Genomic DNA, 12514 nt, shown 5'->3' on the forward strand with positions numbered 1-12514 from the left:
CAAATTCTACGATAACATCTTGTTGGAAATCCTTTATCCACTCCAGTTCTTGGAGCTTTTCTTTTAATTTTTTAATCTCTAATTCTTTGCTCATGGCTTTACTTTTTGAGGTGTAATTACTTAATTTTTTTCGCCAATAATCGATTGTACTTCTGGAAATATCATACTTCTTTGAAGCAAAGTTAGTAGAAATTTGCCCATTATTGATTTGCGAGATGACGAAAATTTTGAATTCAAAAGAGGTTTTTTTGCCGTTTCTTTTTCGGCAGGTTTGTCCATTTGTTAAGTCCATTGTTTAATGAAAGTGCTTAATTTTTGGTCAACCTATTTTAGGACGATGCACCAAATAAATTCCCACAAAACGTAGAAGAATTTTCAAAACCGGTTTTAGATCTTTTAGCATAAAACAAAACTACATAATTATTTGCTTCTTTCAACAATATCGACATTCTTAAAGTCTAAATAATTAAATTTGCTGTTATGGAATCACATATCAAAGAATTCTTTAACAACTTTTGTCAGAGCGAAAACACCAATATTGTTGCACTGCCCCAAAGCGGATCTTCGCGCAAAAATTATATCGCAAGTTTTGATGATAAAAAATACATTATCACAGACAACGACAATCTGCGAGAAAATGAAGTGTTCTTTTACTTCACAGAGATTTTTTCAAAATTAAATCTTAATACTCCTAAAATTTTTAAAATCTCAGAAAATCGTCAAGTCTACATCCAAGAATATTTAGGAGAACATACGCTTTCAGAAATTATTTCTACCGAATTTGATGAAACAAGAATTAAATCGCTTGCAAAGAAAACACTAAAGCAACTATTTGATTTACAACAAAAAAGCATCAATAAAATCGATTACACAAAAACATTCGATTACGAAGAATATGACAATCTCGCCATTCTTCACGATTTATATTATTTCAAAAATTTTTTAGTTGATGTTTTAGAAATCAATTATCACAAATCGAAACTTCTAAAAGAATTTCAGACGATTACAAAAATAGTTTCAGGATTGGAACCAAAAGCTTTGATGATTCGCGATTTTCAAGCTAGGAATATTATGGTAGATGATAAAGACAATATTTTCTTTATTGATTATCAAGGCGCAATGTTTGGACCGCTGATGTACGATGTAATCTCGTTTTTATATCAAGCGAAGGCTAATTTTTCCGTTGAATTTAAGCAAGAGATGTTAGACTATTATATTTCTCTATTCTCTGAAGAAAAAGTGCGAGAAATGCTTAAAACAGCGATTAATCCAATTATCATGATGCGATATCTTCAAGTATTGGGTGCGTATGGTTTCCGAGGTTTAATTCAAAGGAAAAAACATTTCATCAATAGTCTCGACCAAGGCATTAAAAATATTGTTGAATTGTCTACAACTTGGCCTGATCTACAAGCTTATCCCGAACTTCTAAATGTTATACAACAACTAGAAACTTCGGATACGAAACTTAAAATCAAAAGTATTCTACAATAACAAGCAAAAAAAAACTTCAAATTACTTTGAAGTTTTTTTATTATTTAATCTTAATTTATTTGACTTTGAGTAGAAGTTTGATTAAGAACTAAACTATTCTCTTTCAAAATTCTTTTTGCAAAACGATATCTCGGTCCCCAATATTTGTCATTAAGTGACGAGACCATCACACCTCTTGACGTCGCAGAATGTATAAATTTAACTTCTCCATTCTCATCAACTTCTTCAACAATACCAACGTGAGAAATACGACCTCTACCATGAGAGAAGAATACTAAATCTCCTTTTTTAAGCTCTGACTTGTCAACAGAGTCACCTTCTTGCGATTGTGCCGCAGCAACTCTTGGAAGATTAACACCAGCTGCAGCGCCGAAAACTGAAAGTACAAATGCAGAACAGTCGATTCCGCTTCTAGTTGTACCTCCGTATCTGTAAGGCGTTCCTAGATAAGTACTTGCTTCATCTAATATGCTGTCGATTGTTTTTTCGTGCTTGATAGCTTCTGCAATCATCGATGCTTTGATCGAGTTAGAAGCGTTATTAAGAGATGCCAACATTCTTTTTGCTTGAATGTTATCTGAAGTTTCAGCTTTAACAACTACTGGAGTTACTTTGGCATCGGTTTTGTATATATTTGGTTGTGATACAACGTAGTTTGATACACATGATTGTAGTGAGAATGTTGTAACGATTGCTACTAAATAAAACAGAACTCTTTTCTTCATATATATTTATTTAAACGTGTTAAACAGGTTTCTTTTTGTTCAAATGCATGGCAAATTTAGAGAATACCTATAAAAGAGCTTTTCATATTGAATTATCGGAAGCTCGTTTTAACACATTTTAACATTTTTAATAAGAATGTTAAGTAAAAACAAATCGCAAAGCACCATTTTAGGGACTTTGCGATTTTATTTTGTTTAAGATTTTTTAACAATTATCATAGACATCTATTTAGATTTTAGAAATCATCTATTTAGTAACGATAGATTTTATAAAACACAAGCTTGTTTCAATGCCTTGATATTGCCCATAGTTCTCGATAATTTCGTAACCACATTTCTTGTACAACGCAATTGCTTCGGGCTGATTAACGCCTGTTTCTAAGATTAAGTTTTCGAAACCTAGATCTTTTGCCCATTCTTCTAATTCTTTTAAAAGCTGAGAAGCGAAACCTTGGCCGCGCTCTGACTCCAGAACAAACATTCTTTTAACCTCAGCGGTTTTGTCATCATAAAATTTAATTGCGCCACAACCAACTGCTTTTTCATTTTTAAATAAAAGTAAACAATGTTTCAAAGTATCAATCCCATTAAACTGATGGTAAAAGTCGTGATCGTCACCATCACGAATGGCTAAGTCCGCATCCAAAAGTTTTACAAGTGATTGGAAATCTAGATTTGTAGAATCTGTTTTCTTTATTTCGATGTTATACATATATATAAGGTATATTTTTTTGAGTTAAATGAAATTATTTCGGAAGCCTAAAATTTCTATCGAAGTTCTCGATGCGTTGCGCTGTCAGAATTATTGATATGTATAAAAATAACCTGTTAGTAGTCATTAGCCCCGATAGAAACGGCATCCTTTTGTGGTGGAGCGAGGCGACGGAGCGCAGCGGAGTCGTCCGAGCGACACTACAAAAGATATAGTGGATAGCGGGATTGGCTCCAAATAAAAAGACCTACGATTGTAGGCCTTCTGATTTTATCTTGTGAACAAAAGTTCTCTGTATTTGGTCATCGGCCAAAGCTCGTCGTCAACCATCATTTCCAAAGCGTCCGAACCATCGCGAATCACATCAAACAAAGGCTTTACTTTGTTACAATAAGCGTCAGCTTGCTTGTGGCTGTCTTTTGTGTTCTTCGCAGTTTCTTTTTCTTTAAGAAGTTCGTCAACACCTAATTTGATTTTAGAAACGTTTTCAGAAATCTGAGTGATCAAGCTGATTTGCTCTTTTCCTAAAACCTTAAATTCTTTATCGCCGAAGATTTCTTTTAGACCTTTTACGTTTTCAATTAATCTGTTTTGATAATTAAGCGCCGCCGGAATAATGTGGTTTCTTGCGATATCCGCCAAAACTCTCGCTTCAATATCAATAACTGTTGAGTATTTTTCGAATTTGATTTCGTTTCTCGCTTCGAATTCTCTGTGAGAATAGATTTTTAGTTCTTCAAAAAGCTCTGAGAATTTCGGATTTAATTCTTGCTTAAGCGCTTCTGGTGTTGTTTTATGATTGTTTAAACCTCTTTTCTTAGCTTCTTTTGCCCAGTCGTCAGAATAACCATCACCTTCGAACAAAATTGTTTTAGATTGTTTGATGTACTCTCTCAACACATTGAAAATCGCTTCGTCTTTCTTAAGTCCACCCTCGATTAATGCATCAACTTCTGTTTTGAAAACTCGAAGTTGTTTTGCAGCGATAGCATTCATTACTGTCATTACTTCAGCACAGTTTGCAGAGGATCCAACCGCACGAATCTCGAATTTATTACCAGTAAAAGCGAAAGGCGATGTTCTGTTTCTGTCCGTGTTATCCAAAAGGATTTCAGGGATTTTACCAACAACGTTTAGTTTTAATTCTGTTTTTTCTTCTGGAGATAATTTTCCGTCGGTTACTTTTTCAAGTTCTTCCAAAACGCTAAACAATTGACTTCCGATAAATGCAGAGATAATTGCTGGCGGCGCTTCGTTAGCTCCCAAACGATGGTCATTACTTGCCGAAGCGATACTTGCTCTCAACAAATCTGCATAATCGTGAACTGCTTTCAGTGAATTCACGAAGAATGTCAAGAATTGTAAGTTTTTCTTTGGATTTTTCCCTGGACTTAAAAGGTTTTCTCCTGTATCTGTCGCCAAACTCCAGTTGTTGTGCTTTCCACTTCCGTTAACACCTGCGAAAGGTTTTTCATGGAACAAAATATGGAAATGATGTTTGTGTGCAATTCTCGCCATAATGTCCATCAACAAAGAGTTGTGGTCAACGGCAACGTTACATTCTTCAAACATCGGCGCCAATTCGAACTGATTTGGAGCAACTTCGTTGTGACGTGTCGTAACTGGAATTCCTAACTTCATACATTCAATTTCCAATTCTTTCATGAAGTTCATTACTCTTGTAGGAATCGATCCGAAATAATGATCGTCTAATTGTTGTCCTTTTGCTGGCGAATGTCCAAGTAATGTTTTACCCGTTAATACCAAGTCTGGACGAGAAATATATAAGGCAGAATCTACCAAGAAATATTCCTGCTCCCAACCTAAAGTCGGCGTTACTTTGGTTACGTTTTTATCGAAATAAGCTTTACAAACGTCCGTAGCAGCTTCGTCAACTGCGTTAAGTGCGCGTAGTAAAGGTGTTTTATAATCTAAAGTTTCGCCAGTATAAGAAATGAAAATCGATGGAATACAAAGTGTTGTTCCCATGATAAATGCTGGTGATGTTGGATCCCAAGCTGTGTATCCTCTTGCTTCGAATGTGTTTCTGATTCCACCATTTGGGAAAGAAGAAGCGTCTGGCTCTTGTTGAATCAACATTCCACCGTTGAAACGCTCGATTGCTCTATCACCTTCAATTGGTGTAAAAAATGAATCGTGCTTTTCTGCAGTTGTCCCAGTTAATGGCTGAAACCAGTGCGTGTAGTGCGTTACACCTTTGGACATTGCCCAATCCTTCATGGCAACTGCAACTTGGTCTGCAATATGTCTTTGGATTTGAGTTCCTTTTTTGATTGCATCCATAATAGAATTGAATGCTTCTTTTGTTAAATACTCTCTCATGGTGTATTCTGAAAACACGTTGTTGCAGAATAATTCTGAAAGTTTTACTGGAACGTCCACGAAATTGTCTTTTCTGTAATTTCTGAAAGGAAGTTCTGCTAAGGCTTTAAATCTTAATGTTGACATCAGCTTATATTTTGATAGGGCAAATTTACTAAAAAACTAAAAACAAAATCATACACCCCTTAAATTTTAATGTTAAATTTTAAAAAAGATATAAATTTAACAAACAACCCCTACAAATAAATGGCGTTATAAATTTTAAGTAACAAAACTTATATCCAATATTAATGCATTATGAATTTTTTGAAAACACAATCAAATATCATATTTAATACACATAAAATGCTTTTGATTAACAGTATCTTTACATAGAATTAGCTTTATATAATTAAATTTCGTAACTTTGCCCACTTTTCTAAAAACAAAAACATTATGGTAAATTCTAGAGCAAGAGAGACCACAGAAGCGATCGAAAGATTATATGTTTCTATGAGACACTTATTTTATAGAGGATTTTTTAAACCTTCTGGCGTTTCTGGTGAGTCATTGAGAAAACTTCTTATGATTATCCAACCCGAAATCTATGGAAGTATGGGCAATCCACATAAAATAGAACTCAGCGGTCTACTTTATGTTTTGGATCGTTTGCCCGAAGGTATCGAAGAATGCGCTTTTATACATTTGACTTCTGATGAAGGATTTGAAAAAGGTAGCTTCGAGCCAATCGTTCCGAAAAAACGTCGCAGAAATTGTTATAGAATCGACGAACACCAAATGAACATCGAAGTTCTACTAGGTCGTTCCGAAATTTATGATATCCTTACTCACTTAACATTCTTATATCTAGAAGCGGACAAAATCAGAAATATTGGTTTTGATATGCAAGATGGCGGACGTCCAAGACGCGTTTGGAAAATCATCGAAGAAGTTGCTATCGGCGAGAAAAAATACAGTCGTAAAGAAAAAGAAGTTGCATTAATACATCTTTCATCTTTATTAGGAAGAACTTTTGATGAGACTTTGGACGCTTACAACGACTTTGGTGACGATGCAAATCCTGATAGATTATTCAAAATTATCTATTGGTTAGGTCAAGTTAGCTTAGAAGATTGGAAGGAAGTTAGAAATCGTGAAATTTATTTTTCGGCAATTCTTCAAGAACGTGTTGGACATCACCTTTTCGGAGAAAGATGGGCAAACAAAATAAAGTCTGTTCTTTACGAAAACAACCTGCACATGCGTCCGCTACACATCATTAGTGCGAACATGCACAGTGTGAAAAACATGTTGTACGCCAACGATGCTTTAGGTAAAAAGGCGAAAAAAGAAATCGATTACAAACTTTTTGAAGAGATATCTAACAAGAAAGCTTTACAAGACAAGATTCTTCACACATCGCAAGAGCAAGGTCTTATCTATATTAAAGACACAAGTGGAAGTAACATTGATGTACAAATAATTGATGTTTCTAAAACGAATCTTAAAAACACCGCTTTCGCAGATTCTGCACCAACAGGTGATGAAGTGATTTTGGTTTTCGATTATGCTTTTGGTGAGCAAGCTTACGAAGTTATGGACGAATTATTAAGACCATACGATGCAAACGGCGAAATCTACACCATGAAAGTAAAATCTATTTCGATCATGGGTAAAGCTGGAATTTTGGAAGGTCAAAAAGGCGACATTATGATTCCAACGTCTCACATTTTTGAAGGAACTGCGGATAATTATCCATTCGTGAATGCTTTAGATTTGGAGGATTTCCAAGATGATGAATTAAAAGCTTTTGAAGGTCCGATGATTACCGTTTTGGGAACATCGCTTCAAAACAAAGATATTCTTTCATATTTTATGAACACTTCTTGGAAAGCTATTGGACTAGAAATGGAAGGTGCGCATTATCAAAAAGCCATCCAAGTTGCTAGCAAAATCCGTCACCACATTAGCGAAGACCTTTTCGTTTGTTATGCTTATTACGCATCGGATAATCCGTTAGAAACAGGTAGCACATTATCTTCTGGCGGTCTTGGACTAACAGGTGTAAAACCAACTTATCTTATTACATTAAGAATCCTTGAAAAGATTTTTGGTAAAGCATAAACTAGCCTTTAAAACTAAATTTTTCGATATAAAAATCCCAGCATATTTTGTTGGGATTTTTTATTTTTAAAACTAATAAATTCTAATCGTTTCAATCTTCTTTTTTATACAAATTAGCTTTTTCGATTCCGTTATTAATTTTATTAAAAGGAGAATCCATTTTCCAAGTCGGAAGATTGTCTGCTAATTGATTGGTTAACTTATACACTCCCGCGGATTCAGCATCGAGCTTGTAAGTTTTTTGAGCAGTAATTATTTCGTATCCTGATTGTTTAGTATTTTCAAAAAACCGAATACTAAAAGCATTAACCTCAACTATTTCGGACCATTTTACATATTCTTGAGAGTCTTCTTCAATAAAGGAAAATCCATATTTATTATATTTGAAAATACCGTCAAAATCTTCTAGTTCATTATTCCTATCTTCAACTAATTGGTATTCATCAATTTTATCAGTTGGACTTTTAATCTTAGCAAATGAAAATGATATAAATACTAAACAAACTAAAATTGCAACATAAGCAATGCCTTTATTTTCGAATTCTGAATAGTAAAAAAGAACAAAAGCTAAAGCGACTACGCTCGAAAACAAAACAATTTTATCTCGACCAGAATTAAGAAAGAATTGCTTCAGTTTCAATTTCATAAAAAATTAAAGTCCGACAACAAAGCCTACGCTCGGCATTAATCCGCTTGAGAAGATACTTTTGTTTTCTTTCCAAAGGACATTGTACATTAACCCAATTTGGAAGTACGAACCATTTCCGATTCTTGTCATATAACCGCCACCAAGATATAAAGCAGATTCGTCTGTACTAAATTTGTAGCCGTTGTCTTGTTTTATGTTGTAATTCACAAAATATTGTTGAAATGTACTTCCTAAATAAAAGTTACGTGCAAAATAATAATTAGCAAATGGTCCAATACCAAACATCGTAGAATTGTAATAATTGCTGGTTTGGTAAGTGAAATTCCCCATAAGTCCTGCTTCGAAATCTTCGGTTAAACGATAACCAACTCTCGGCGAAACACCAATATTAAAAGAGCTATTGCTGCCAAAACCTACACCCAAACCGCCACCATAAGTCCAACGGTTCGAGCTTCCTGTTTGCGAAATGCCAATCTGCGAGAATGCAAACATACTTGCAAAGACTAAACAAAAACTAATAATTTTTTTCATACTATCGATTTTTTCAATGTCTAAAATTAAAACTTTTTTAGCGATTATATTCGTTGTATTTTTGCATCGTGAAATTGGGCGCGAGCGAAGCGAGCGTCAAAGCAGTATGTTGATTGTCTTATTATTACAAAACTTCAACATAGCCCCGATGGAAGCGACATCCTTTTTTTGGTGGCTGAGCGGAGCCGAAGCTACCAAAAAAAGATATAGCGGACAGCGGGCGAGGATTTTCCTAACGAAGAGAAAATCGTCCTGCTCCTAAAATTAAAAACATTATGAAAGTAGTAGTTGGTTTGTCCGGAGGCGTCGATTCGAGCGTGACAGCGTATCTTTTGCAACAGCAAGGACACGAGGTTATCGCCCTATTTATGCGTAATTGGAATGATGCTTCGGTGACTTTGGAGGACGAATGTCCGTGGGTTGAAGATAGTAATGATGCGCTGATGGTGGCGCAAAAATTGGGAATTCCGTTTCAGGTGATTGATATGAGCGAACTTTATAAGGAACGCATCGTCGATTATATGTTTGATGAGTATCAGAAAGGTCGTACGCCAAATCCTGACGTGCTTTGTAACCGCGAAGTGAAGTTTGATGTGTTTATGAAAACGGCAATGTCTTTGGGCGCTGACAAGGTTGCGACTGGACATTATGCTCGTGTTGATTCTACAATTGATGAAAACGGAAAAGAGGTTTTCCATCTTTTGGCAGGGAAAGATAACAATAAAGATCAGTCTTATTTCTTATGTCAATTGAGTCAAGATCAGTTGTCGAAAGCGCTTTTCCCAATCGGGGAATTGACAAAGCCAGAAGTTAGAGAAATTGCTAAAGAAATTGGTTTGGTTACTGCTGATAAAAAGGATTCGCAAGGTCTTTGCTTTATCGGAAAAGTAAGTCTTCCGACTTTCTTGCAACAACAATTGGTACCAAAAGAAGGTGAAATCGTGGAAATCTTTAGAGATTTCGCAGGTTTTGCTGAGGAAGCACCTAATTTTGAAAACAAAGAAGAGGAATTAAAATACCTGTCTCGCAACATAAAATACGAAAAAGCGGACGGAAAAGTGATTGGCAAGCATCAAGGTGCGCAATTCTACACGACTGGGCAAAGTAAAGGTCTTGGCATCGGCGGTCACAAAGAAAGTTGTTTTGTGATTTCCCGCGATATGGAAAACAACATCATCTTCGTTGGCGAAAGTCACAGTTTCCCTGGATTACATAAAAAAGCTTTGAAAATTGACAACTCGGAAGTGCATTGGGTTCGTGAAGATCTTCGTTTGAAAGCTGGCGAAAGCATGCGCGTTTTGGCGAGATATAGATATCGTCAAGATTTGCAGGAAGCGACAATTTTTCAGTTTGAAGATGCTTTCTATGTAGAATTTGACAAGCCTCAATCTGCAATTGCGGAAGGCCAATTTGCAGCTTGGTATTTGGACGACGAATTAATTGGAAGTGGCGTGATTTCTTAGATTTAGAAATTGTTTTAAACATAAAATTGAAAAGCTTTCTCAGGTGATGAGAAAGCTTTTTGACTTAATTGTAATTTTATTTATAGCCTTTACGGCTCTTCTTCCCTTTTGGTGTTTTGTATTTTTTGAGTTTTTCTTTTGCAAAATCTGTCGCTAAACAACATACATTCAAAAAACTATCTTTCGTTTTGCTTTTGTTATAAGCATTAATAAAGTTGAAATAAAAAACTTGCGTTCCCTTATGCTTTTTTGCTCTTATTAAAGTTTCATAGGATGAACTTCTGTAATCGCTTGCATAGACATCATTTACTATATTTCGTAATTCTTGATCCGAAACAAAAACCTCAGCATCAAGTTCTTGACGTTCTAGTTTGCGTTCTGTTTTTTCGGTGCTAGATTCGTCACCAATACTTCTTAAGACAACTTGTTTCATAGCTAAATAATCTTCCTCTTTACGAGCAGGAAAAGCCATTCTAGAAGTACCATCTTCAGACCTTGGATAAAGCCAAAATTGTTTCGATAGCTTCTTTTTTTCTAAACGATTTAATTTGAATTTTTTCATTCTTTAAAATTTTAGCTCGACAACCAATCTTTAAAATCTTTAACACGATCGCGACTTACCGTGATTTCTTCATCTGGTTGATAATCTAATTCGACTTTGTAAGTTGGTGACGTGTGAATGTTTTTTATAAATTTAGAATGAATAATATATTGACGATTAACCCGGAAAAAATCCTTTTCGTCCAAAACATTTTCTAATTCGTCTAAAGTAAAATCTGTCGGAAAACTTCGCTCGGATGTTTGTAGATACACGATTTTGTTTTCGCTGAAGAAGCAACTGATTTCGCTAGTTTGGACAATCTTGAGGTTGTAACCAATTTTAACCAAAATTCGAGAAAGTGTAGACTTGTCTTTCTTTAATATCTGTTTGATTTCTTGCGAATTAACAAATCCATCTTCTGGTAAAAACGACTTAAACTTTTCAATAGCTTTTGTTAAATCTTCTTCCATAATTGGTTTTAGAAGATAATCAATGCTATTTAATTTAAAAGCTTTAAGTGTATATTGATCGAAAGCGGTTGTGTATATGATAAAAGCTTTAGTTGCTACTTTTTCAAAAATATCAAACGACAATCCATCTCCCAAAACGATATCAGAAAATATCAGTTGTGGATGTTCATTTTCGCTAAACCAAGCCACGGCTTCCTCCACAGAATTTAGCGTTGCAACCAATTCTAAATCAGCATAATTAGCTAACATTCTTTCCAACTTTCTAGCCGCTGGTTTTTCATCTTCGATGATGATTGTTTTAATGCTCATATTTTAATTTAATAAATAAAAGGAATTAACTTTTTGGTATGCAAACGATAGTCCTCGTAGTTTTTTCCAAATTGTTCAATTAATGCTTTTTCCTCAACAAAAATACGATAAGAAAACGCAATAAAAGGCGGAATAAAAGCGATTGCCAACGACACCCAATTGTTAAGCGCTAATCCTAAACCCAAGAAAGTTAACATCGAAAATGCATAAGACGGATGTCGAACATAAGTATAAAAACCATCAGACTTTATCGCATGATCACTTTTGATACTAACATCGACTGTAAAATATTTTCCTAAGTTTTTAATGATGATAATACGCGTTACAATGCCGACAAATAAAAGAATAATTCCGATCCAATACAACCAATCTCCGCTAGCAATGGGATAATTAAAAATACTAGAAACTGAAATCGAAGTCCATATCGATAACGGAATTATAATCCACAAAATAAGTAAAGAATGGCCGTCTTTTCCTTTTTTGTCTTGCTTTCCCGAACGCATACTTATGGCGTAGTAAATTTCTGTAACCAGCCAAGCTAGCATTAAACTATAAAAACAAATTTGTAAAATCCCCATAGTTATTGCATTTAAGAATTCTCTTTCTTCATCAACTCTCGAATCTTGCGTTCTTCCCAATTTTTAGAAAAGATAAAACTTGGTACAAAAACGGTCATTGCATGGGTAATAATACCAAGTCCCCAAAGCACTGGTGTTATCCAAATTTGCCAAGACCAGATGCTAGCGCCATTTGGAAGTTCTCTGTAATTCATCACAAAGAGAAGAATGTTAACAGCTAGATATACAAACAGATGCGTATAAAAACCTTTCAAATCTTTGACGCGCTTTGCTGCCATTTGGTATTTGATGCTTTGACTATCGTTGGTATCCATTGTTTTGATCTTTTTTAAGTTCTTTATTCAACATATCCTTTTCCCAATCAGAATTTAGAAGAAACAATTTAATAGCTCGTACAGCAAGTATAATTGCCCAAACAATGATAATAAATGATCTTCCTAAATTAACTTCGAAATTCCCTGTTTTTTGAAAATGCCAAAATACGATTGCCATTGACACGACTATAAAAATTGCTAGACTTGTATAAAACTTTTTAATGGCTTTAACGCGTTCTGAAGCAATTTCGAAGGCTACTTTTTCTTTAATATTTTCCATGA

14 protein-coding genes are annotated in these 12514 nt (G+C 34.8%); 3 read left to right on the forward strand and 11 right to left on the reverse strand.

Going from position 1 to position 12514, the window contains the following annotated elements; all coding sequences use genetic code 11:
• Positions 1-292, reverse strand: a 292-nt coding sequence (locus B5X62_RS10940; protein WP_079667468.1) for a helix-turn-helix domain-containing protein, incomplete at its 3' end; no start/stop codon positions are given.
• Between the two features lie 188 nt (positions 293-480).
• On the opposite strand from B5X62_RS10940, the gene B5X62_RS10945 reads away from it, so the two are divergent.
• Complete coding sequence (locus B5X62_RS10945) at positions 481-1494, forward strand: aminoglycoside phosphotransferase family protein (protein WP_079667469.1); 1014 nt, start codon at positions 481-483, stop codon at positions 1492-1494.
• Between the two features lie 50 nt (positions 1495-1544).
• Here the strand turns inward: B5X62_RS10945 and B5X62_RS10950 are convergent, their stop codons facing one another.
• The 3 genes from B5X62_RS10950 to B5X62_RS10960 form a co-directional block, all read right to left on the reverse strand.
• A complete protein-coding gene (locus B5X62_RS10950) occupies positions 1545-2219 on the reverse strand; it encodes a C40 family peptidase (protein WP_079667470.1) in 675 nt (224 codons plus the stop codon).
• Positions 2220-2466: 247 nt separating this feature from the next.
• Positions 2467-2931 (reverse strand): GNAT family N-acetyltransferase, encoded by a 465-nt coding sequence (locus B5X62_RS10955; RefSeq protein ID WP_079667471.1) that lies wholly within the window; start codon positions 2929-2931, stop codon positions 2467-2469.
• Between the two features lie 270 nt (positions 2932-3201).
• Positions 3202-5400 (reverse strand): glutamine synthetase III family protein, encoded by a 2199-nt coding sequence (locus tag B5X62_RS10960; protein ID WP_079667472.1) that lies wholly within the window; start codon positions 5398-5400, stop codon positions 3202-3204.
• A 309-nt stretch (positions 5401-5709) separates the two neighbouring features.
• Here B5X62_RS10960 and B5X62_RS10965 point away from each other — a divergent pair, with 309 nt between their 5' ends.
• Positions 5710-7377 carry a DUF6909 family protein gene (locus B5X62_RS10965; RefSeq protein ID WP_079667473.1) on the forward strand — a complete coding sequence of 556 codons (1668 nt, stop codon included), beginning with the start codon at positions 5710-5712 and terminating at the stop codon, positions 7375-7377.
• 91 nt (positions 7378-7468) lie between these two features.
• Here B5X62_RS10965 and B5X62_RS10970 read toward each other — a convergent pair whose 3' ends face one another.
• Complete coding sequence (locus B5X62_RS10970; RefSeq protein ID WP_079667474.1) at positions 7469-8023, reverse strand: hypothetical protein; 555 nt, start codon at positions 8021-8023, stop codon at positions 7469-7471.
• Between the two features lie 6 nt (positions 8024-8029).
• Positions 8030-8557 carry a hypothetical protein gene (locus tag B5X62_RS10975; protein ID WP_079667475.1) on the reverse strand — a complete coding sequence of 176 codons (528 nt, stop codon included), beginning with the start codon at positions 8555-8557 and terminating at the stop codon, positions 8030-8032.
• 275 nt (positions 8558-8832) lie between these two features.
• Here B5X62_RS10975 and mnmA point away from each other — a divergent pair, with 275 nt between their 5' ends.
• A complete protein-coding gene (gene mnmA / locus B5X62_RS10980) occupies positions 8833-10020 on the forward strand; it encodes a tRNA 2-thiouridine(34) synthase MnmA (protein ID WP_079667476.1) in 1188 nt (395 codons plus the stop codon).
• A gap of 76 nt (positions 10021-10096) precedes the next feature.
• On the opposite strand, the gene B5X62_RS10985 is transcribed toward mnmA, so the two are convergent.
• From B5X62_RS10985 to B5X62_RS11005, 5 genes are read right to left on the reverse strand one after another with little or no spacing between them, the layout of a single operon-like run.
• Positions 10097-10582: a hypothetical protein gene (locus B5X62_RS10985; RefSeq protein ID WP_079667477.1), complete on the reverse strand. Its 486-nt coding sequence runs from the start codon at positions 10580-10582 to the stop codon at positions 10097-10099.
• A gap of 11 nt (positions 10583-10593) precedes the next feature.
• Positions 10594-11334, reverse strand: coding sequence for a LytR/AlgR family response regulator transcription factor (locus tag B5X62_RS10990; protein ID WP_394333307.1), 741 nt, complete (start codon positions 11332-11334; stop codon positions 10594-10596).
• A gap of 14 nt (positions 11335-11348) precedes the next feature.
• Positions 11349-11978 carry a methyltransferase family protein gene (locus tag B5X62_RS10995; RefSeq protein ID WP_245797185.1) on the reverse strand — a complete coding sequence of 210 codons (630 nt, stop codon included), beginning with the start codon at positions 11976-11978 and terminating at the stop codon, positions 11349-11351.
• Positions 11930-12232 (reverse strand): 2TM domain-containing protein, encoded by a 303-nt coding sequence (locus tag B5X62_RS11000; RefSeq protein ID WP_144038364.1) that lies wholly within the window; start codon positions 12230-12232, stop codon positions 11930-11932. Before B5X62_RS11000 ends, B5X62_RS10995 begins: the two co-directional genes overlap by 49 nt.
• Positions 12216-12512 (reverse strand): 2TM domain-containing protein, encoded by a 297-nt coding sequence (locus B5X62_RS11005; protein ID WP_079667480.1) that lies wholly within the window; start codon positions 12510-12512, stop codon positions 12216-12218. Before B5X62_RS11005 ends, B5X62_RS11000 begins: the two co-directional genes overlap by 17 nt.
• Positions 12513-12514 lie beyond the last annotated feature (2 nt).

It is taken from the genome of Soonwooa buanensis (genome assembly GCF_900167905.1).
Lineage (GTDB): Bacteria > Bacteroidota > Bacteroidia > Flavobacteriales > Weeksellaceae > Soonwooa > Soonwooa buanensis.